General features: G+C 72.9%; 20 protein-coding genes and 1 pseudogene. 7 read left to right on the top strand and 14 right to left on the bottom strand.

All coding sequences use genetic code 11. From position 1 onward, the window contains the following. Positions 1 to 54: 54 nt before the first annotated feature. On the top strand, positions 55 to 279 hold the full coding sequence (locus Q2K16_RS29030; RefSeq protein ID WP_302741469.1) for a DUF2277 family protein: 225 nt from the start codon (positions 55 to 57) through the stop codon (positions 277 to 279). A gap of 15 nt (positions 280 to 294) precedes the next feature. Here Q2K16_RS29030 and Q2K16_RS29025 read toward each other — a convergent pair whose 3' ends face one another. Continuing rightward, entirely contained in the window at positions 295 to 774 is a 480-nt protein-coding gene (locus tag Q2K16_RS29025; protein WP_302741468.1) for a hypothetical protein, read from the bottom strand. Positions 775 to 977: 203 nt separating this feature from the next. Beyond that, complete coding sequence (selD, locus tag Q2K16_RS29020; protein WP_302741467.1) at positions 978 to 1,967, bottom strand: selenide, water dikinase SelD; 990 nt, start codon at positions 1,965 to 1,967, stop codon at positions 978 to 980. Positions 1,968 to 2,164: 197 nt separating this feature from the next. Here selD and Q2K16_RS29015 point away from each other — a divergent pair, with 197 nt between their 5' ends. The 4 genes from Q2K16_RS29015 to Q2K16_RS29000 are packed head-to-tail and all read left to right on the top strand — an operon-like array spanning position 2,165 to position 5,568. After that, positions 2,165 to 2,920 carry an amino acid ABC transporter ATP-binding protein gene (locus tag Q2K16_RS29015; RefSeq protein ID WP_302741466.1) on the top strand — a complete coding sequence of 252 codons (756 nt, stop codon included), beginning with the start codon at positions 2,165 to 2,167 and terminating at the stop codon, positions 2,918 to 2,920. Between the two features lie 57 nt (positions 2,921 to 2,977). Next, positions 2,978 to 3,856, top strand: a complete 879-nt coding sequence (locus Q2K16_RS29010) for a glutamate ABC transporter substrate-binding protein (RefSeq protein ID WP_302741465.1) — start codon at positions 2,978 to 2,980, stop codon at positions 3,854 to 3,856. Positions 3,857 to 3,895: 39 nt separating this feature from the next. Beyond that, positions 3,896 to 4,603 carry an amino acid ABC transporter permease gene (locus Q2K16_RS29005; RefSeq protein ID WP_302741464.1) on the top strand — a complete coding sequence of 236 codons (708 nt, stop codon included), beginning with the start codon at positions 3,896 to 3,898 and terminating at the stop codon, positions 4,601 to 4,603. Beyond that, on the top strand, positions 4,600 to 5,568 hold the full coding sequence (locus Q2K16_RS29000) for an amino acid ABC transporter permease (RefSeq protein WP_302741463.1): 969 nt from the start codon (positions 4,600 to 4,602) through the stop codon (positions 5,566 to 5,568). Before Q2K16_RS29005 ends, Q2K16_RS29000 begins: the two co-directional genes overlap by 4 nt. Positions 5,569 to 5,629: 61 nt before the next feature. Here the strand turns inward: Q2K16_RS29000 and rny are convergent, their stop codons facing one another. The 8 genes from rny to Q2K16_RS28960 all read right to left on the bottom strand — a co-directional run bounded on the left by rny (position 5,630) and on the right by Q2K16_RS28960 (position 14,488). Then, complete coding sequence (gene rny / locus Q2K16_RS28995; RefSeq protein WP_302741462.1) at positions 5,630 to 7,396, bottom strand: ribonuclease Y; 1,767 nt, start codon at positions 7,394 to 7,396, stop codon at positions 5,630 to 5,632. Between the two features lie 547 nt (positions 7,397 to 7,943). Then, positions 7,944 to 8,648, bottom strand: a complete 705-nt coding sequence (locus tag Q2K16_RS28990; protein WP_302741461.1) for a 3-keto-5-aminohexanoate cleavage protein — start codon at positions 8,646 to 8,648, stop codon at positions 7,944 to 7,946. Between the two features lie 2 nt (positions 8,649 to 8,650). Next, positions 8,651 to 9,358, bottom strand: coding sequence for a regulatory protein RecX (locus Q2K16_RS28985; protein WP_302741459.1), 708 nt, complete (start codon positions 9,356 to 9,358; stop codon positions 8,651 to 8,653). Between the two features lie 14 nt (positions 9,359 to 9,372). Then, positions 9,373 to 10,419: a recombinase RecA gene (recA, locus tag Q2K16_RS28980; protein ID WP_088647146.1), complete on the bottom strand. Its 1,047-nt coding sequence runs from the start codon at positions 10,417 to 10,419 to the stop codon at positions 9,373 to 9,375. Positions 10,420 to 10,603: 184 nt separating this feature from the next. Continuing rightward, positions 10,604 to 10,804, bottom strand: a complete 201-nt coding sequence (locus Q2K16_RS28975; protein WP_088647147.1) for a DUF3046 domain-containing protein — start codon at positions 10,802 to 10,804, stop codon at positions 10,604 to 10,606. Positions 10,805 to 10,808: 4 nt separating this feature from the next. Further along, on the bottom strand, positions 10,809 to 12,122 hold the full coding sequence (locus Q2K16_RS28970; RefSeq protein ID WP_302741457.1) for an MFS transporter: 1,314 nt from the start codon (positions 12,120 to 12,122) through the stop codon (positions 10,809 to 10,811). 82 nt (positions 12,123 to 12,204) lie between these two features. Then, positions 12,205 to 12,906 (bottom strand): UdgX family uracil-DNA binding protein, encoded by a 702-nt coding sequence (locus Q2K16_RS28965; protein WP_302741455.1) that lies wholly within the window; start codon positions 12,904 to 12,906, stop codon positions 12,205 to 12,207. A 241-nt stretch (positions 12,907 to 13,147) separates the two neighbouring features. Further along, positions 13,148 to 14,488 carry an aminotransferase class I/II-fold pyridoxal phosphate-dependent enzyme gene (locus Q2K16_RS28960; RefSeq protein WP_302741454.1) on the bottom strand — a complete coding sequence of 447 codons (1,341 nt, stop codon included), beginning with the start codon at positions 14,486 to 14,488 and terminating at the stop codon, positions 13,148 to 13,150. Positions 14,489 to 14,526: 38 nt separating this feature from the next. Here Q2K16_RS28960 and Q2K16_RS28955 point away from each other — a divergent pair, with 38 nt between their 5' ends. Both Q2K16_RS28955 and leuE read left to right on the top strand, forming a co-directional pair. Further along, on the top strand, positions 14,527 to 15,927 hold the full coding sequence (locus Q2K16_RS28955) for a bifunctional pyridoxamine 5'-phosphate oxidase family protein/GNAT family N-acetyltransferase (protein ID WP_302741452.1): 1,401 nt from the start codon (positions 14,527 to 14,529) through the stop codon (positions 15,925 to 15,927). Next, positions 15,924 to 16,589 carry a leucine efflux protein LeuE gene (leuE, locus tag Q2K16_RS28950; RefSeq protein ID WP_302741451.1) on the top strand — a complete coding sequence of 222 codons (666 nt, stop codon included), beginning with the start codon at positions 15,924 to 15,926 and terminating at the stop codon, positions 16,587 to 16,589. The genes Q2K16_RS28955 and leuE overlap by 4 nt, the downstream gene beginning before the upstream one ends. Positions 16,590 to 16,642: 53 nt before the next feature. Here the strand turns inward: leuE and Q2K16_RS28945 are convergent, their stop codons facing one another. The 4 genes and pseudogenes from Q2K16_RS28945 to mnhG form a co-directional block, all read right to left on the bottom strand. Then, positions 16,643 to 17,566, bottom strand: coding sequence for a sporulation protein (locus tag Q2K16_RS28945; protein ID WP_302741449.1), 924 nt, complete (start codon positions 17,564 to 17,566; stop codon positions 16,643 to 16,645). 173 nt (positions 17,567 to 17,739) lie between these two features. Further along, a complete protein-coding gene (locus tag Q2K16_RS28940; protein WP_204923927.1) occupies positions 17,740 to 18,804 on the bottom strand; it encodes a hemolysin family protein in 1,065 nt (354 codons plus the stop codon). Between the two features lie 143 nt (positions 18,805 to 18,947). Then, positions 18,948 to 20,300: pseudogene (locus tag Q2K16_RS28935) on the bottom strand (hemolysin family protein); the annotation flags it as partial. A 161-nt stretch (positions 20,301 to 20,461) separates the two neighbouring features. Further along, entirely contained in the window at positions 20,462 to 20,809 is a 348-nt protein-coding gene (gene mnhG, locus Q2K16_RS28930) for a monovalent cation/H(+) antiporter subunit G (protein WP_302746648.1), read from the bottom strand. Between the last annotated feature and the right edge of the window lie 69 nt (positions 20,810 to 20,878).

Below are 20,878 nucleotides of genomic sequence, written 5' to 3'. Positions count from 1 at the left end.
TCCGGGCCGACCGACCCGGGCCGACCGGGAAGACCCCGACGACGAGGAGTCACCATGTGCCGGAGCATCAAGACCCTGCGCGAACCGTACGCCCCGACGGTCACGTCGGCCGACATCGAGGCGGCGGCGTTGCAGTACGTCCGGAAGGTGTCCGGTTTCCGGGCCCCGGCGGCGCACAACGCGGCGGCGTTCGAGGCGGCGGTCCGGGCGGTGACCGCCGCCACCACGACCCTGCTCGACCAGTTGCAGGTCCGCAGCGCCCGCCCCACCGCCCCCTGACCTGCCCGGAGGCGGTCAGGCGGCGGCGAGGGCCGGGTTGACCGAGTCCGGTGCCCAGCGCGACCGGCAGCACCGCGACCAGCCCCGGCAGCCCGGGTGTGCCAGGGTGCAGAGCCGGCGGGCGGAGAGCACCTCGCCGTCGTCGGTCTCGGTGACCTCGAAGTGCACCGGGCGGATCGTGCCGCCCGGGGCGACCAGCAGGTGCCGGCCGGCGTCGAGGGTGTCGTCGGCCAGCAGGCAGTCCCGGTCGAGCAGCCGGGCCAGCGCGGCGACCGCGCTCAGCTCGTGCAGCGACTCGGGTACGCCGTAGCAGTCCACGATCGTCCCGAACTCCCCCGGGGCCTCCCAGACGTCGCAGATCACCGCGTACGTGGGCAGCCGGGCCGGGTCCGCCACGGCCAGGGGCATCACCACCCGGCCGAGCGCCTCGGCCAGCGCCGGGTACACCTCCACGGGTGCGACCCGGTCGATTCTCCAGTTCCACAGCTCGGTCATGCCGCCTCCTCGCTGCGTTCGTCCCACCGGCCTCCGGATCGGGCCTTACTCACGATGGTGGGGGGCATTTGACCTCAGCCGGGGGCAAGTTACCGGTCTGTGACCATTCCGGGCAAAATTTCCTGATACCCCGCTGCGCCGAGTAGCGGGAAAATGACAGTTTATCGGGTACGGTGCCCCGGCCGGGCCGGTCGGACGGCCAGTCATCGGACGACGACCATCGACGCACCCCGGGGCAGCAGCTCACCGATCACCGTGCCGCCGGGCACCTCACCGGCCAGCAGCAACCCACCCGAGGTCTGCGCGTCGGCCAGCAGCAGCCGGTCGGCCTCACCTGTCGACCCGAACCCGGTCCACGGGCCCACCCAGTCCAGGTTGCGCCGGGTGCCGCCGCTGACGTGCCCGTCGCGCACCGCCTCCCGGGCACCGGGCAGGTAGGGCACCTTGCCGGCGTCGATGGCCACCGTCAGGCCACTGGCCCGGGCCAGCTTCGAGGCGTGCCCGAGCAGCCCGAAACCGGTCACGTCGGTGCCGCAGCGGATGCCTGCCGCGACGGCGGCGCGGGCCGCGTCCCGGTTGAGCGTGGTCATCGACGCCACCGCCTCGGCGGAGACCTCGCCGGTGGCCTTGTGCCTGGTGTTCAGCACCCCGACGCCGAGCGGCTTGGTCAGCGACAGCGGCAGCCCGGCCCGGCCGGCGTCCAGGGTGATCAGCTCGTCGGGGCGGACCAGCCCGGTCACGGCCAGCCCGTACTTGGGGCCGTCGTCGTCGACGCTGTGCCCGCCGGCCAGGTGGCAGCCGGCCTCCCGGGCCACGTCCTGCCCGCCGCGCAGCACCTCCCGGGCCAGTTCCAGCGGGAGGGTGTCCCGGGGCCAGCAGAGCAGGTTGATGGCGACGAGCGGGGTGCCGCCCATGGCGTACACGTCGGACAGGGCGTTCGCGGCGGCGATCCGCCCCCAGTCGTAGGCGTCGTCGACGACCGGGGTGAAGAAGTCGGCGGTGGTGACCAGGCCGGTCCGCGCGTCCAGCCGGACCACCGCGGCGTCGTCGCCGTGGTCCAGGCCGACCAGCAGTTCGGCGGTGCCGGTGGCCGGTCCGAGGCCGGCGACCATCGCCTCCAGCTCCCCCGGTGGGATCTTGCAGGCGCAGCCGCCACCACGCGCGTACTCGGTCAGGCGGACCCGGTCGGTCATCCCCCCATGATCTCCGTCCCCCCTCCGCACCGCCATCTGACGGCCCGTCGGAACGGCGGAATCCGGACGTCGGCGTACACCCGACACCGGTGTTACCTCTCCGTGACCCGTTGAGTTGCGATCCGCCACGCCGCCCCGCCTACAGTGGCCCAACCGGGGGTCGACCGACCCCGCTTTCCGGTACGACGACAGGGACGGTGGACGACGTGGCGAGCGGCGAACCGCTGATCGTGCTGGACAAGGTCAACAAGTGGTTCGGCCCCCTGCACGTGCTCGACGACGTGTCACTCTCGGTGGGCAAGGGCGAGGTCGTGGTGGTGATCGGGCCGTCCGGGTCGGGCAAGTCGACGCTCTGCCGGACGATCAACCGGCTGGAGCCGATCAACGACGGGACGATCACCTTCGACGGCCGGCCGCTGCCGGCCGAGGGGCGGGCGCTGGCGAAGCTGCGCAGCGAGGTCGGCATGGTCTTCCAGTCGTTCAACCTCTTCGCCCACAAGACCATCCTGGAGAACGTCACCCTCGGGCCGGTCAAGGTCCGCAAGGAGAAGCCGGCCGCCGCCCGCGGGCGCGGCCTGGCCCTGCTCGACCGGGTCGGCATCGCCAACCAGGCCGACAAGTACCCGGCCCAGCTCTCCGGCGGCCAGCAGCAGCGGGCGGCGATCGCCCGCGCGCTGGCCATGCAGCCCAAGGCGATGCTCTTCGACGAGCCGACCAGCGCGCTCGACCCGGAGATGGTCGGCGAGGTGCTCGACGTGATGACCTCGCTGGCGAGTGAGGGCATGACCATGGTGGTGGTGACCCACGAGATGGGCTTCGCCCGGCACGCCGCCAACCGGGTGATCTTCATGGCGGACGGGCAACTCGTCGAGGACGCCCCGCCGACGGAGTTCTTCGCCAACCCGCGCAGCGAGCGGGCCCGGGACTTCCTCTCCAAGATCCTCACGCACTAGGCGTCCGTAGTGGAGCGCGCCGGTCACCGGTGCATTCCGACGAAGAAGGAGTTCAGTATGCGTATGAAGCGCGTGGCGGCAGTCGCCGCGGCGGCCACTCTGGCGCTCGGCCTGGCCGCCTGCGGTGGCGACGACGCCGACGAGGGCACCGGCGCCGGCAGCAAGTCCTTCGCCGCCGGCAGCACCATGGAGAAGCTCAACAAGGCGCAGAAGATCAAGGTCGGCACCAAGTTCGACCAGCCCGGCTTCGGCCAGAAGGGCCTGTCGGGCAAGCCGGAGGGCTTCGACGTCGAGATCGCCAAGCTCATCGTCAAGGAGCTGGGCATCCCCGAGGACAAGATCGAGTACGTCGAGACGCCGTCGAAGGTCCGTGAGGACGTCATCGTCAACGGCACCGTCGACCTGGTCGCGGCGACCTACACGATCAACGACAAGCGCAAGGAGCGGATCGCCTTCGCGGGCCCGTACTACGAGGCCGGCCAGAACATCCTGGTCAAGAAGGACGACACCACCATCACCGGGCCGGACTCCTTCAAGGACGGCACCAAGAAGGTCTGCTCGGTGACCGGGTCCACCCCGGCCGAGGAGATCAAGAAGTACGTCAAGGACGTCGGCACCCAGCTGGTGCTCTTCGACACCTACGACAAGTGCCGTGACGCCCTCAAGGGCGGTCAGGTCAACGCCGTCACCACCGACAACGTGATCCTGCTCGGCTACGTCGCCAAGGACGAGGCGTCGTTCAAGCTGGCCGGCGACAACTTCACCAAGGAGCCGTACGGCATCGGGGTGAAGAAGGAGGACACCGACTTCCGCAACTTCGTCAACGACACGCTGGAGAAGGCGTTCAACGACGGCAGCTGGAAGAAGGCGTGGGACGACACCGCCGGCAAGTTCGGCGCGGAGCTGGGCAGCGCGCCCACCATCAACCGTTACTGATCTGACCTCGATCTGGAGGGTGGGGAGGAACACCGGCCCGTGAGTGTGCTCATCGACAAGTTCGACGTCTTCGCGGGTGGTTTCTGGCTCACCCTCCAGATCTGCGTGCTCGCCGCGATCGGCGCCCTGATCCTGGGCGCCGTCGTGGCGGTGCTACGCATCTCGCCGGTGCCGCCGCTGCGCGCCGCCGGCACCGCGTACGTGAACGTCTTCCGGAACATGCCGTTGACGGTGGTGATGTTCTTCGCCGCCTTCGGCCTGCCGGCGCTCGGCTCCAACGCCGACTTCCTGCGCGTGCCCGTGCTGGATTCGCTCTTCTCCCGGCTCGGCACCGACCTGCCGTACTTCCGCTTCGCGCTGATCGCCCTGGTGCTCTACACCGCCGCGTTCGTCTGCGAGGCGCTGCGCTCCGGGGTCAACGCGGTGCCGCCGGGTCAGGCCGAGGCGGCCCGGTCGCTCGGCCTGACCTTCGGCCAGAACCTGCGGCACGTGGTGCTGCCGCAGTCCTGGAAGGCGTCGGTGGTGCCGCTCGGCTCGGTGATCATCGCCATGATCAAGAACTCGGCGCTGATCGGCTTCTTCGGCGTGGTCGGCGACCTGTCCCAGAGCGCCGACCAGCTCACCTCCGCCGAGGGCTACGCCTTCATCCCGGTCGCCATCGGCATCTCGGTCGGCTACCTGATCATGACCGTGCCGCTCGGCGCACTGCTCGACCGGCTGGAGAAGCGACAGGCGGTGGCCCGATGAGTCAGCAGACCAGCGTCCTGTACGACGTCCCCGGCCCGCGTCAGCGCCGGATCACGCTGATCAGCAGCGTCGTCGCCACCGTACTGCTGGCCGTCGGCGCGTACCTCCTGATCTACCGGCCGCTCGACGACAAGGACCAGTTCTCGATGGAGCTGTGGGGGCCGCTGGTCGACCCCTCCAACGAGAACTTCTCCCAGGTGTGGGACCGGATCGGCCTCGGCCTCAAGAACACCCTCACCGCCGCCGCGCTGGCCATCGTCGCCTCGCTGGTGGTCGGCACCCTGCTCGCGGTGCTGCGCATCCAGCTCAAGAGCCTCACCCGGCGACGCTTCACCGGGATGGCCACCCCGGTGGCCTACCTGCTGCGCGGGCTCAGCGTCACCCTCTCGGCGGTCACCCGGGTCTGCGTCGAGGTGTTCCGGGGCCTGCCGGTGGTGCTCACCATCTTCTTCGTGGCCCGGGGCTTCCCCGAGTTCGGCATCTCCTTCGACACGCTGTGGTACCTGGTCATCGGCCTGACCGTCTACAACTCCGTGGTCATCGCCGAGATCCTGCGCTCCGGCATGGAGGGGCTGCCCGGCGGGCAGGCCGAGGCCGCCGCCGCGATCGGCCTCTCCCCCGCGCAGACCACCCGGATGATCCTGCTTCCCCAGGCGTTCCGGATCATGCTGCCGGCGCTGATCAGTCAGCTCGTCGTGGTGCTCAAGGACACCTCGCTGGGCTTCATCATCAGCTACGAGGAGACCCTCAACATCGGCAAGCAGATCATCGGCGTGCTGGACAACCCGATCCAGGTCTACCTGGTGATCGCCGCGCTGTTCATCCTGGCCAACTACTCGCTGTCGAAGCTGGCCCAGTTCGTCCAGCGGCGGCTGTCCCGGGGGCGCAAGTCGGCCGGCACCCCGGCCCCGCAGGCCCCGGCCACCGCGCTCGTCTCCCAGGCCGAGGGCACGGGCGGCAACTGAACCACCCCACGTGACGAGGGCCGGCCCGGATCTCCGGGCCGGCCCTCGCGGTCGTACGGGGTCAGCGGGCGATCTCGGTGACCCGGGACTCGCGGACCACTGTCACCCGGATCTGACCCGGGTAGGTCAGCTCCTCCTCGATCTGCTTGGCCACGTCCCGGGCGAGGACCGCCGCGCCGATGTCGTCGACGTCGTCCGGCTTGACCATCACCCGGATCTCCCGGCCCGCCTGCATCGCGAAGACCTTCTCCACACCGAGCTTGCCGGCCGCGATCTCCTCGATCCGCTCCAGCCGCTTGACGTACGCCTCAAGGCTCTCCCGCCGGGCCCCCGGCCGCCCGCCCGAGCAGGCGTCGGAGGCCTGGGTGAGGACCGCCTCGATGGTCTGCGGCGGCACCTCGTTGTGGTGCGCCTCGATGGCGTGCACCACGTCCTCGCTCTCGCCGTACTTGCGGGCCAGGTCGGCGCCGATGATGGCGTGACTGCCCTCCACCTCGTGGGTGAGCGCCTTGCCGATGTCGTGCAGGAACGCCGACCGCTTGATCGTCGGCACGTCCAACCGCAGCTCGGCGGCCATGATCCCGGCGATGTGCGCGGTCTCCACCAGGTGCTTGAGCACGTTCTGCCCGTACGACGTGCGGTAGCGCAGCCGGCCGAGCAGGGTGACCAGCTCCGGGTGGATCTCGGTGATGCCCACCTCGACCAGGGCGTCCTCGGCGGCCCGGTGGCACAGCTCCTCCACCTCCTGCCGGGCCAGGTCGTGCACCTCCTCGATCCGGTGCGGGTGGATGCGCCCGTCGAGGACCAGCTTCTCCAGGGTGAGCCGGCCGACCTCGCGGCGCACCGGGTCGAAGCAGGACAGCAGCACCGCCTCCGGGGTGTCGTCGATGATCAGGTTGACCCCGGTCACCGACTCGAAGGCGCGGATGTTGCGCCCCTCCCGGCCGATGATCCGCCCCTTCATCTCGTCCCCCGGCAGGTGCAGGACGCTGACCACGCTCTCCGCGGTCTGCTCGCTGGCCACCCGCTGGATGGCGTCCACCACGATGTGCCGGGCGCGCTGCTCGGCGGTGGTGCGGGCGTCGGACTCGATGTCCCGCACCAGCAGCGCCGCCTCCCGCTTGGCCTGCGTCTCGATCGCCTCGATCAGCTCGGTCCGGGCCGACTCGGCGGTGAGCCCGGCGACGCGTTCCAGTTCCCGCCGGCGCTGCTCCTCGGCCACCGTCAGGGCCGCCTCCCGGGCGGTGACCGCCGCCTCCCGCTCGGCCAGCGCGGCGCTGGCGGCGGTGAGCTGCCGCTCCCGTTCGGCCAGCCGCTCCACCTCCTCGGTGTGCAGCCGCTCCCGCTCGTCCATCCGGGCGGCCCGGCGTTCCACCTCCGCCGCCTGCTCCCGCGTCGTCGCGGCGAGCACCGCCACCTCACGCTCACCGCTGCGCCGGGCGGCGGCCCGGAGCTGCTCGGCGTCCGCCTCGGCCTGCTTGTGGGCCCGTTCCAGGACGGTGTCCGCCTCGGCGCGGGCGTCGTCGAGGACCCGCCGGGCCTCCGCCCGGGCCGACTTCGCCTCCGCCTTGGCACCGGCCGCCTCGGCCCGCGCCGCCGAGGCGGCGGACTTCGCCACGTCGATGGTGCTGTTCACCTCGTCGGCGGCGCTGCGCAGCGCGGCCAGCGACTGTTCCTGCCGGTCCTTCTCGGCGATGAAGGCGGGATCGTCCGGGGCGGGGGCGGTGCCGATCCGGCGCAGCGCCCGTACACCGACCAGGACGACACCGACCATGACGGCGGCGAGGACCCCGACGACGACCAGGAGCACCACGTCGAAGGTGCTCATGCCGGTGTCCCGTCACCCGGGCCGGTGGGCCGCAACACCGTGCCGGCGCGACTGTGTGCGCCACCACCTCCTGGGGACCCCCGGTCCCTGTGCCGACCAGCCATGGTCGCGCCTCCCCAAACGTCTACGCCGCAGGGGAACCGTGCCGACGGGCACGCCACCTCTGCGGCTCCGGACGCCCGACCGAGCGGCTGGCCGTGGGTACAGCTCTCCGTCGGCGATGCCCATGCGGCATCGCCGACAGCCGGGTGCAGTTGTCGGGTCGGCTCCGGACCGGCTGTCCGGAGGGACCGTCAAGGCCGGTGGAGCTGGCCAAAGTGATGCGGTTCTGTTACGCGATCTATGTTGTGCGCTTAGCCTGCGCTTGGTCGGGCAAAGTGAGCCTGTATGGCGAGGCTAGGTCGCGGAAGGGCGTTCGGTCAAGAACTCATGATCAAACCCCCCGAACGGAGAGAGTTGACAACGTCACCCAGTGGTGATCCGAGTCCAGACACGGCGTCACAAAAACCCCCAAGGATTCCCGGCGGTGGGGCCGGGCCCGGTCGGGTCAGCGGGCACCCAGTGCGCGGGCGCAACCCGCCAGGGCGGCGTTGTCGGGGGCCGGTGCGCCGTCCGGCAGGTACAGGGTGTCCTCCAGGCCGATCCGGGTGTCCAGCCCCCGGCGGACCGCCTCGAAGAGCACCGGCCAGGTGGCCCGCCCCTCGCCGTGCAGCAACACCGGAGGATCACCGGGAGTGAGGAGGGCGAGCATGTCGGCGGCGTCGGCCAGCGCCCGGTCCGGCTCGTCGGCCAGGCACTCGACCAGGACCCGACCGGCAGGCACCCGCCACCCCCGCCAGGCGCGGACCGCGTCCACCGTCCACAGGCCGGCCTCGACCAGCACGCCCCGCTCGTGCAGGGCCGCCGCGACCGCCTCGGCGCCGTCCTCGTGGGCGTTGACCGAGGCGAAATCAGGCAGCACCGACCAGGCGCGGACGGCGGCCACCCGGTCGGCCGGGTCGGGTGCGATCCACGCGCCGGTGCTCACCCCCACCGACAGCCCCGGCCGGGCGGCGCGGATCGCGGTCACCGCCTCGGCGATCACCGCCGGGGACAGCGACTCGGCACCGTCGGCGTCCCGGGGATGGACGTGCACCGCCGCCACCCCCAGCGTGGCACAGCGCACCGCGTCGGCGGCCAACTCGGCCGGGGTCAGCGGCACGGCGGGGTGCTCGTCACGCCGCCGGGCACCGTTGAGGCACGCCTTCCACACGGTCAGCCCCGCTCGCCCTCGGCGTCGGCCAGCGCGTCGGCGTCGATCTGCTCGGCGAACTCGGCCGCCTCGGCGCTCTGCGCGGCCAGGGCGTCCTTCACCGCCCGGATCGCCACCCCGGGCGGGTAACCCTTGCGGGCGAGCATGCCGACCAGCCGGCGGAACACCGCGTCGGGCTCGCCCCGGGCGGTCCGCAGCTTCCGGTCGACCAGGGCGCGGGCGGTCTGCGCCTCGGTCTCCTCGTCCAACTCGCCGAGCGCCTCGCTGGCCACCTCGCCGTCCACACCCCGTTGGCGCAGCTCGTTGGCCAGCGCCCGGCGGGCCAGCCCGCGACCGTTGTGCCGGCTGGAGACCCAGGCGCGGGCGAAGGCCGCGTCGTCGATGATGCCGACCTCGTCGTAACGGTCGAGCACCTGGGCGGACACCTCGTCGGAGACGCCCTTCTTCGCCAGTGCCCCGGCCAGCTCGGCCCGGGTACGCGGGCGCACCGCGAGCTGCCGCAGGCAGATCTCCCGGGCCAGCTCGCCCTCGTCCCGGGGCGGCGGCTCGACCGGCCCCGACCCGTCCTCGGCGGACCGCCCCCGGCGACCCCGACGGGGGCGGTCGCCACCGGTCCGGGTCGGGTCGTCGGCACGGGAGGGGTCGTCGGCACCCGCGCGGGGTGGGGAGGCGTCCCACCCCCGCCCCGTGCGGGCGCGTCGTCCTGCCATCGGGACGCGACCCGTCAGAAGTCGACAGGCGGCAGCTCAGGACCACCGGCGGCGTCACCCGCGCCGACCCCGACCCCGAGCTTCTCCAGGATCTTCTTCTCGATCTCGGCGGCCACGTCCGGGTTCTCCTTCATGAACTCCCGGGCCTTCTCCTTGCCCTGGCCGAGCTGGTCACCGTCGTAGGTGTACCAGGCGCCGGACTTGCGGATGATCGCCTGCTCCACGCCGACGTCGATCAGCGAGCCCTCGCGGGAGATGCCCTTGCCGTACATGATGTCGAACTCGGCCTGCTTGAACGGCGCGGCGACCTTGTTCTTGACGACCTTGACCCGGGTGCGGTTACCGACCACGTCGGTGCCGTCCTTGAGGCTCTCGATGCGGCGCACGTCGAGCCGGACCGAGGCGTAGAACTTCAGCGCCCGACCACCGGTGGTCGTCTCGGGCGAGCCGAACATGACGCCGATCTTCTCGCGGAGCTGGTTGATGAAGATCGCCGTGGTGCCCGTGTTGTTGAGCACGCCGGTGATCTTCCGCAGCGCCTGGCTCATCAGCCGGGCCTGGAGACCGACGTGGCTGTCGCCCATCTCGCCCTCGATCTCGGCGCGCGGCACCAGGGCCGCCACCGAGTCGATCACGATGATGTCGATCGCGCCGGAGCGGACCAGCATGTCGGTGATCTCCAGCGCCTGCTCGCCGGTGTCCGGCTGGGAGACCAGCAGGGCGTCGGTGTCGACACCGAGCGCCTTGGCGTAGTCGGGGTCGAGCGCGTGCTCGGCGTCGACGAAGGCGGCGATGCCGCCGGCCCGCTGGGCGTTGGCCACCGCGTGCAGGGCGACCGTGGTCTTACCGCTGGACTCGGGGCCGTAGATCTCGACGACCCGGCCCCGGGGCAGGCCACCCACGCCGAGCGCCACGTCGAGCGCGATGGAACCGGTCGGGATGACCGAGGTCTGGACGACCGGGCGCTCGCCCAGCCGCATCACCGACCCCTTGCCGAACTGCTTGTCGATCTGAGCGAGAGCAAGGTCGAGTGCCTTCTCCCGGTCGGGCCCTGCGGCCATGTTTGCCACTCCTGCCTTCGCCGGCGTCTTTCCTGAGCTTCGCGTCACGCGGACACGCTAGGCGCTGGGTCCGACAGAAAACCAGCCGACGGGCCGCGAGCTGTGGACGAGCACCCCGCTGTGGACAATAGCCGAACAGGTGTACGAGCCGGCAAGCGACACGCGGACGGGGTCCGACGGCAGCTCAGCGTAGTCGCGCGGGCACCCGGTCGGGGTACGCGGCGACCACCGCCCGCCACACCACGTGGGTCTGCTCGCCGGCCGCGAGGGCCTGCTCGATGGTCCGCCCGTCGAGTTGGGAGAGCACCTGGTCGCTGGCGATGCTGGCCGCGTAGCCCGACCCGAACGCCTCGTCCAACCGGGTCCAGAAGTCGGTCAGCCGCACGTGATCACTCCTCCTCGTCGGGTGCCGTCGGTGGCACCCGCCGCAACGCTAGCGCCACCAGCGGCACCACCGCGATCGCCGCCAGCAGGGTCAGGGTCGGATAACCCGCCACCCGCATGACAAACCCGCTGGCCGCCGCCGCGCCCGCCCCGGCCAGCCCCATCGTCAGGTCGGAGAGCCCCTGCACGCTGGGGCGCACCCGGGACGGCACCGCCTCGGACAGCAGCGTCGAGCCGGCCACCATGGTCGCCGACCAGCCCAGCCCGAGCAGGGCCAGGCCGACCGAGAGTCGCGGCGTGTGATGCCCGGCGGTGCCGGCGACCGCGCACGCCGCAAGCAGGGTGCCCACGCCGACGAGGATCACCGCGCGCCGGCCCCACCGGTCGGTGAGCCAACCCACCACCGGCGAGAACGCGTACATGCCGGCGATGTGCACGCTCAGCACGATGCCGACGACCCGCAGCACGGCCGCGTCGGAGTGCGACTCGCCGAGGCGTACCGGGGTCATCGCCATCACCGCGACCATCACCAGGTGGCCGACCGCGACGGCGGCGATGCCCAGCCGGGCCGCCGGTCGGCCGCGCACCACCCGCCAGGCCGCCCGCATGCCGGCCCGCCGCGCGCCCGACGCGGTCGCCGCCTGGGTGTCGGCCCCGGGCAGCGTCCCCGCCCCGGCCGCCGCGAGCCGCCGCGCGGTGAGCAGCGGGTCGGGCCGCAGCAACAGCAGCAGTACGACCGCGGCCAGGCCGAACGCGACGGCGCTGAACGCGAACGGGCCGGCCAGTGACGGCAGCCCCCGGGACCGGGTGACCCGGTCGGCGAGCGCGGCGAAGTTGGGGGCCGCCACCGAGCCGATGGTGGTGGCCCAGACGACCAGGGAGAGCTGCCGGCCCCGGCGGGCCGGTTCGGCGAGGTCCACCGCCGTGTAGCGGGCCTGGAGGTTGGCTGCCGTGCCGCCGCCGAACAGCAGCATCCCGAGGAAGAGCAGCGGAACCCCGCCGGTGACCGTGGCGAGCACCACCAGCAGCGCCCCGACCGCCCCGGTCAGGTAGGCCACCACCAGTCCCGGCCGCCGCCCGTGCCCGTTCATGATCCGGGTGACCGGTACGGCGAGCAGCGCCGCGCCGACCACCCCGCAGCTCTGCGCCAGCCCGGCCACGGCGGTGCCGGCGACCCGGGCCGCCAGCAGCGCCCCGACGGAGATCCCGATCGCCACCCCGACCCCACCGACGATCTGGGTGGCGAAGAGCAGCCGCAACGTACGCCGCTGGATCGGGGCGACGTCGGGCCGGGCGGGCACGCGCAGGTCGACGGTCATCGCAGCTCCTGGTCCGGGGAGGCCATCCTCGCGCAGCCGGGCCGCCGCCGGCACCGGGGTTCCCGGACGCGTGGCCCGGCGGTCAGCCGGCCAGGGCGCGGGCGGCCACCGTGAGGTCGTCCACCAGCCCCCGGTAGGCGACGTCCTGGTTGTCGGCGCGCAGCACCGCCGACGGGTGGACGGTGGCGAGCACCCGGGCGGCGGGCGCGTCGGCAACCCGGCCGGCGCGGTCCACCGGGACCTGGGTGAAGTCCTCCGGGTGCTCGGCGGCGGCCGGCCAGGGCAGCAGTTCGCCACGCTGCCGGGTGACCCGGAACGTCGGGCCGAGCAGGGCCTTCGCCGCCGTCGCGCCGAGCACCACCACCAGGTCGGGGCGGAGCCGGGCGAACTCGGCGACCAGCCACGGCCGACAGGCGACGATGTGCACCCGGTCCGGGGTCTGGTGGATGCGCCGCCGACCGCGCAGTTCGTGCCGGAAGTGCTTCACCGCGTTGGTGATGTAGAGGTGGGCCGGGTCGAGGCCGGCGTCGTCGACCGCCCGACGCAGCAGCCGGCCGGCCGGACCGACGAAGGGCAGCCCGTGCTGGTCCTCCAGGTCACCTGGCTGCTCGCCGACGAAGACCACCCGGGCGCTCTCGTCGCCCCGGCCGAAGACGGTCTGGGTGGCGTCCCGGTACAGCTCGCAGCCCCGGCAACCGGCGGCTGCGGCCCGCAGCTCGGCAAGTGTGCCGGCCTGCGGCGGGATGAACTGCTGGGCACCGGGTGCGTCGGTCTGCTCGGCCATGGCGACTGTTCTACCCGGTCGCGTCGGGAGTCCACGAGGGACCCGCCGGACGTCCCGTCGACCCGGGTTCCCTACGCTTCCTCGTCGCTGTCGAGCAGGTGTGGGACGCTTCTCGGCGATCCACGCCTCCACGTCGGACGTGAGCCAGATCCGACCCACCTTGACGGCTGGCGGAAAGCGGGAACCGCAACGCCTGCTCCCGGTGCCGGGCAGCCGGGCGGGAGCAGGACGACGGCGTGGGTCAGGCGGTGAACCCGACCGGGCCGGCGGGGCGGACCGCCGCCGCCACCGCGTCGGCCAGCGGTACGAAGTCGGCGTCGTCGAGCGCGCTGACCGTGATCCGGACGGCGGGCGGACTGCCGAGCCGGGAGAGGCCGCCGGGCGCGACCGACCAGCCGGCGTCGCGCAGCGCGGTGACCGTGGCGGTCTCGTCGGGCACCGGCAGCCAGACGTTGATGCCGCTGCGGCCGTGCCCCGCCATGCCCCGGTCGGCGAGCGCGGCGAGCAGCCCGCGGCGACGGCGTTCGTAGGCGTCGGCGGCCCGGTCGACCAGGGCGGTGGTGGCCGGATCGCGCCAGAGCGACAGGACTAGTCGTTGCAGGACGGTGGAGACCCAGCCGGCCCCCACCCGGGCCCGACCGGCCACCCGGGACACCGTCACCTCGTCGCCGGCCAGCACCGCCAGCCGCAGGTCGGGCCCGTAGGGCTTGCTCACCGAGCGGACGAACGCCCAGGCCGGGGTGGCACCGGCCAGCGGGTGCACCGGCAACCGGGACAGCTCGGCGGCATGGTCGTCCTCGATCAGCAGCAGGTCGGGGCGGCCGGCGAGCAGGGCCCGCAACTCCCCGGCCCGGCCGGCGGAGACGGCGGCCCCTGTCGGATTCTGCGCCCGACTGGTCACCACCAGCGCCCGCACCCCGAGGGCGACGGCGTCGCGCACCCCGGCCACGACGGGCCCCTCGTCGTCGACCGGGAAGCCGACCGGCCGCAACCCGAGCGCGGCGACCAGGTCGAGCAGATTGGCCCAGCCCGGGTCCTCCAGGCCCACCGCGTCACCGGGGCGCAGGTGGGTGGCGAGCAGCCGTTCGATGCCGTCGAGCGCGCCACCGGTCACGGTCAACTCGTCGGCGGGCACCCCGTCGGCGGCCAGCCGGGAGCGGGCGGCCTCGGCCAGGGCGGGGTGCACGCCGGTCGTGGCGTACCCGACGGGTGGGCCGACCGTGACGGCGAGCGCGGCCAGGTGTGGGCCGAGCGGCGGCAGGAGCCGGGGGTCGGGTTGCCCGTGGGAAACATCCCTGGTGTTGGGGGCGGGGGCCGGGGGTCGCACGGCACGGCGGGGGGCGACCGGCGGACGGGGCCGCACCCGGGTGCCGTGCCGGCCGGCGGTGACCACCAGACCCCGCTGGCGCAGCTCCTGGTAGGCGCGGGCGACGGTGGCCGGGCTGACCGCCAGCGCGGTGGCGAGGGCGCGGACGGGCGGCAACGCGTCACCGGCGGCGAGCGCGCCGCTGCGGATGCCGGTTTCCACGCTCGCCGAAATCGCGGCGGACGTGGACCCGAGGATCTGATAATGTGCTGCCACAGTTCCAGGATCGTACTAGAACAAAGGAGGGATGTCACATGTACGCGCCGACCGCACGCACCACCGCCAGCCGCAGCCGGGACCGGATGAGCTACGACCGGGCCGCCGCCCACGCGGTGCTCGACGAGGCCTACCACTGCGTGCTGGGGTTCGTGGTCGACGGTGAGCCGCGACTGCTGCCCACCCTGCACGTCCGCGTCGGTGACACCCTCTACCTGCACGGCTCCACCGGCAGCCGGCCGCTGCTCGCCGCCCGGGGCGACGCCGGGCTGCCGGTCTGTGTCACGGTGACCCTGCTCGACGGGCTGGTCTACGGCCGTTCCCAGTTCCACCACAGCGCCAACTACCGCTCGGTCGTCGCCCACGGCACCGCCCACCTGGTGACCAGCGAGGACGACAAGCGCACGGTGCTGACCGCCCTGGTGGAGAAGGCCGCCGCCGGGCGGGCCGCGGACAGCCGCCCACCGAGCCGCCGGGAGCTTGCCGAGACGGCCGTCCTGGCCCTGCCGCTGCGCGAGGTGTCGGTCCGGGCCCGCACCGGCGGGGTGCGCGACGACCCCGCCGACCTCGTCCTGCCGTACTGGGCCGGGGTGGTGCCGCTGCGGCAGGTCGCCGGCCCGCCGGAGCCCGATGCCGGGGTGACCGCCCCGCTGCCGGCCTACCTGTCCGGCACCGGCGCTCCCGTGCGGGAGCAGGACGGACCGGCCCGCCCCGGCCCGGCGCACGTCACCGGCCCGCCCGACACCGCCGGGCTGGCCAGGTCGGGAGCGCAGACCATCGAGCCGGGAACACAGGCCCCCGCGTCGCCTGCGCCGGATGCCGCCGCGTCGCCGTGGTACGAGCCGGTGCCGCTGCGCGGCGCGCACGTGCTGCTGGAACCGCTCACCACGGCGCACGCCGACGACCTCTTCACCGCCACCGCCGAGCCGGAGGTCTGGGCCCACCTGAGCCACCCGACGCCCACCGACCCGGCCGCGATGCGGGCCGTCGTCACCACCGCGCTGGACGCCAGGCGACGCGGCGAACGGGTGCCGTGGGTGCAGCGCTGCGCCCGCACCGGCACGGTCATCGGGTCGACCTCCTACTACGACCTCGACCCGGCGCGGCGCTGCGTCGCCATCGGGTACACCTGGCTCGGCCGGCCCTGGTGGGGCAGCGCCGTCAACACCGAGGCCAAGCTGTTGCTGCTCGGTCGGGCGTTCGACGAACTGGGGGCGGTGCGGGTGGTCTGGCAGACCGACATCCGCAACACCCGCTCGCAGGCCGCGATCGCCAGGCTCGGCGCGACCCGGGAGGGCGTGCTGCGGATGCACCGGCAGCGCCCGGACGGCTCCTGGCGGGACACCGTGCAGTACGCCATGACCGTCGACGAGTGGCCGAACGCACAGGCCAGGCTGCGGGAATGGCTTCGCCGTACGGCACCGGCGGAGCGAGGATGACGGGCGTGCTGGGCATCACCGACATCTGGACGTACGTGTTGGGCACCGTGGCGATCATTCTGCTGCCGGGGCCGAACTCCCTCTTCGTGCTCTCCACCGCCGCCAAGCGCGGCGTGGCGACCGGCTACCGGGCGGCGGGCGGGGTCTTCCTCGGCGACTCGGTGCTGATGATCCTCTCCGCCGCCGGGGTGGCGTCGCTGCTCAAGGCGTACCCGCCGCTCTTCCTCGTGATCAAGTACGCCGGCGCGGCCTATCTGGGCTACGTCGGGCTGACCATGCTGCGGGGGGCCTGGCGGCGGTGGCGTGACCGCAACGACCCCGCGACACCCCGGCTGATCGACGCCGCCGAGCCGGAGGCGCTGCGCAGCCCGTTCCGCAAGGCGCTGGTGATCAGCCTGCTCAACCCGAAGGCGATCCTCTTCTTCATCTCGTTCTTCATCCAGTTCGTCGACCCCGGCTACGCCTGGCCGGCGCTGTCGTTCCTGCTGCTCGGGCTGATCGCCCAGGTGACCAGCGCGCTCTACCTGACCGCGCTGATCTTCGCGGGCACCTTCCTGGCCGCCCAGTTCCGGCAGCGTCGCCGGTTGGCCGCCGGGGCCACCACCGGCGTCGGCATGCTCTTCCTGGGCTTCGGCATCAAGCTCGCCACCGCCTCGGTCTGACCCGCCCCGTCCCTGACGGGCACCCGGCACCTGGCCCACCGACGCCCGCCGGGTCAGGTGCCGTCGCCACCCCCGCCGCCGATTCCCCCACCACCGGCGGTGCCACCCAACCCGAAGCCCGGTCGCACCGGTTCGTCAGGCGGGCGGCTGACGTGGGCCGACTCGGTGATCCGGGCCGACCAGTGCGCGTCCGAGGCCGCCGCCGCGTGCCGGTCGACCGCCGTGCGCAACCAGCCGTCCACCACCGTGACCCAGTCCTGCTGGTCGGCACCGGTGTGCCAGATCCGGAACCGGCTGATGCTCTGGTGACTGATCCCGGTCAACGACAGCCGCCGGTCCAGCCAGAGCAGCACCTCCAGACCGGCGGAGTTGGTCACGAAGATCAGCTCCAGTTCGGTGATCGGACCGGCGTAGAGCGGGGCGACCCAGTAACCGAGCCGCTGGTGCACCGGCAGGGTCTGCGCGACCCCCGGCAACCGGCTCGACACCAGACCCGCCTGCCGCAGGACGAAACCCAGCGTGTCCAGCGCGGCGAGAACGTGCTGCTGGGTGGGCAGCGGATGGACGAAGATCGGCACCATCGCGCCCTGCTCCAGCTCGGGGTCCACCGACACCTCGGTACGCAGCCCGGTGCGCAGGCTCATCAACGGCACCCCGCCGAAGATCGTCACCGGGGTCTCCCACGGCAGCGGTACGGCGAAGTCGATGGCCCGTCGCCGCCCCGCCGGTACGACGAACCGTCCCCCCACCGGCACCTGGTGGTACTGCACGAGGCGACGGGGCGAACGCGGGTCCTCCGGTTCGGCGGTCGCCACCAGCCCCAGCCGTACGTGCCGGATCGGCACGTCCTGCGACCCGGCGCTGAGGGTCACCCGCCCCGGCAGCCGCAGCCCGGGACGGGTGCTCGGATTGGTGAGCGTGGTGCTCACCGACAACCCGGTCACACCGGACTCCGGGGACACACCTGTCAACCGCATGACCGTGCGGGTTCCCGCTCACCGGCCTGGCACTCCTGCACCCGAACACCGGAAGGGTGGGGCGCGCAGCCCCGTTGATCGACGCGATGGGGGCGATGTAGCGGTGTCAACCCACTGCGACACCACTACCTCGCCCCCGTTGCATCGATCCGGCAGAACGCCGGGCGCGACCGTCAGCGCATGCGGCGACCCCGCGGGATCGGGTCGGTTTCGTCGTCGAACTCGCCGATGACCTCTTCGAGGAGGTCCTCCAGCGCCACGAAACCGATCGGCCGGGTCGGGCCGCCACCGTTGCGGACCAGCGCCAACTGGGCCTGGTCGGCGCGCATCGCGGCGACCGCCTCGGTGACCGAGGAGGTGGCCGGCAGGGTGAACGACCGGGTCATCAGCTCGGCGGCGGTGGCCGCCCGGCTGGTGGTGACGGCCCGGACGGCCTCCCGTACGTGCACCAGCCCGCACACCTCGCCGCCGTCGTCGAGGACGGCGAGCCGGGACCGGCCGCTGTCCCGGCTGACCTGCTCGATCCGCTCGGCGGTGTCGTTGCGGTGGACCGTGACGATCTGGTCGAAGGGTTCCATCACCTGGGCGACGGTGGTGCCCTGCAACTCCAGCATGCTGGTCAGCATCTGGTGCTGTTCGGCGCCGAGCAGCCCGTGCTCGCGGGACTGTTCGAGCAGGATGCGCAGCTCGTCCGGGCCGTGGACCTGGGCCAACTGGTCCTGCTGCTGCACCCCGACCAGCCGCAGCATCGCGTTGGCCAGGGCGTTGAGCACGGACAGCACCGGGCGGGCGACCCGGGCGAAGGCCCGGAACGGCAGCGCCAGCAGCGTCGCCGAGCGCTCGGCGTCGGTGATCGCCCACGACTTCGGGGCCATCTCGCCGACCACCAGGTGCAGGAACGTCACCAGCCCCAACGCGAAGATCAACGCGACGACGTGGCTGGCCGCCTCCGGCAGGCCGACGGTGTGCAGCAGCGGGCTGATCAGGTGTTCGATCGCCGGTTCGGCCAGCGCACCCAGCCCCAGGGTGCACAGGGTGATGCCGAGCTGCGCGCCGGCCAGCATCAGGGAGAGTTCCCGTACCCCGTCCAGGGCGGCGCGGGCGGCCCGGCTGCCGGTGGCGGCGGTCTGTTCCAACCGGTAGCGCTTGGCCGCCACCAGGGCGAACTCGGCGGCCACGAAGAAGCCGTTGAGGGCGAGCAGCAGCACCGACACCAGCAGTGCGACGGTGGGGCTCACGACCGCTCCTGCCGACCCTGGGTGACGCGCGCGTCGGCACCGCCGGTGGCACGGGCGTTCGCGCCACCGCGTCGGTCGCCCCCGCCCCCGGTGGCCCGGACGTTCGCGGCGCGGCGTCGGTCACCCCCGCCGCCGGTGGCCCGGGGTTCCCCGTCGGCGTCCTGGTCGCCGGCCAGGGTGAGCCGGACGGAGTCGGCCACGTGCCGGTCCACGGCGAGCACCTCGACCAGGGCCGTCGGCCGTTCCGCCGGCTCGTCGTGGTCGACCGGCAGGCTGATCTCCAGCCGGTCGCCCACCTCGGGCACCCGGCCCAGCTCCCGCATGACCAGCCCGGAGAGGGTGTCGTACTCGGGGGCCTCGGGCAGGGCGATGCCGGTGCTGTCGGCGACCTCGTCGATCCGCCAGCGGGCCGGCACCACCCAGGACCCGTCGTCCTGCCGGATCGGGGCCGGCTCGGGCGGGTCGTCCTCGTCGCGGATCGGTCCGACGAGTTCCTCGGCGATGTCCTCCAGCGTGATCACACCGGCGAAGCCGCCGTACTCGTCGACCACGCAGGCGAGCTGCCGGTGCCCGGACCGCAGCCGGTCCAGCACCGTGGGCAGCGGCAACGTCTCCGGCACCAGCAGCGGCGGTACGGCCACCGCGCTGATCGGGGTGGTGGCGCGCTCGGCCGGCGGCACCCCCAGCACGTCGGCGATGCCGACCACGCCGACGAGGTCGTCGACGCCGTCGGCACCGCGTACGGGAAACCGGGAGTGACCGGTGTCGAGCAGCTCGACCACCCGGCTGACCGGTTCGTGCGACCGGATGGTGTGCACGTCGACCCGGGGCACCATGGCCTCCCCGGCGGTCAGCTCCCGGAAGTCGAGACCCCGGTCGAGCAGGTCGGACATCTCGGCGTCGAGGTGCCCCTCCTCCCGGGACTCGGCGATGATCTGCTCCAGGTCGGCCGGGGTGGCGCCGCTGGGCAGTTCCTCGATCGGCTCGATGCCGACCCGGCGCAGCAGCCGGACGGCGGCCCGGTCGAAGAGCGTGATCAGCGGCCCGGCGATCTTCAGGTAGATCAGGGTGGACCGGCTCAGCGCCCGCGCCAACGCCTCGGGGCGGGCGATGGCCAGGTTCTTGGGGGCGAGTTCACCGAGGACCATCTGCACGACGGTGGCGATGACCAGCGCCAACGCCACCGACAGCGGCAGGCTGACACTGGTGGAGACGCCCACGCCACCGAGCAGTTCGGCCAGCCCGGCACCGAGGTACGGCTCGGCGGCGTAACCGACCAGCAGGGCGGTCACGGTGATGCCGAGCTGCGCCCCGGAGAGCATGAACGACAGCCGTCCGGTGACCTCCAGGGCGCGGGCGGCCTTGGCGTCGCCGTCGTCGGCGAGCTGCTTGAGCTTGCCCCGGTCCACGGCGACGTAGCCGAACTCCTGGGCTACGAAGTAGCCGGTGGCGGCGGTGAGAACGATGATGAGCACGAGGCCGACGACGATCAACACGGGTCGCTCAGGGCTCCCGTGGACGTCGGGGCGGGGGATTGCCGGGCACGACCCGGCTGGCTACTGCTGCCCTCCTGGGCAGAGGAGTCGATCATGCCGTAATTCTATCGGCGGTTGCTGGACGCCCGCTGAGGGTGGGGGCAAAGTTCCTGCTCGTCCCGCTATTCACCGGTCCGGGGCGGGTCCCCGGCCAGTTCGTCGACGTCGAGCAGGCTGCGGTCGACCCGGCCGGACCGGTAGGCGGCCCGGCCGATCATCTGGGCGGCCACCGGGGCGGTGGCCAGCTGGAAGACCCCGACCAGCATGATCATGCCCAGGTCGGCGGCGGTACGCAGCCGCAGCGCCAGCCCCAGCAGCAACAGCAGCACCCCGAGCACCTGGGGTTTGGTGGCGGCGTGCATCCGGTCCAGCACGTCCGGGAAGCGCAGCACGCCGATCCCGGCGGCGAGGCTGAGCAGCGCCCCGCAGACCAGGGCGACGGCGGCCAGCCAGTCGATCACCGTACCCACGCTCACGGCCGACCTCCCCCGGCCGGAACCGACGCGACCCGGCCGTGGCCCCCGGGCCGGGGGTGACCC

It is taken from the genome of Micromonospora cynarisoli (assembly GCF_030518815.1).
GTDB lineage: Bacteria > Actinomycetota > Actinomycetes > Mycobacteriales > Micromonosporaceae > Micromonospora > Micromonospora wenchangensis.
Note: the sequence above shows the minus strand (reverse complement) of the source record. Positions and strands in the feature narration are given on the sequence as shown.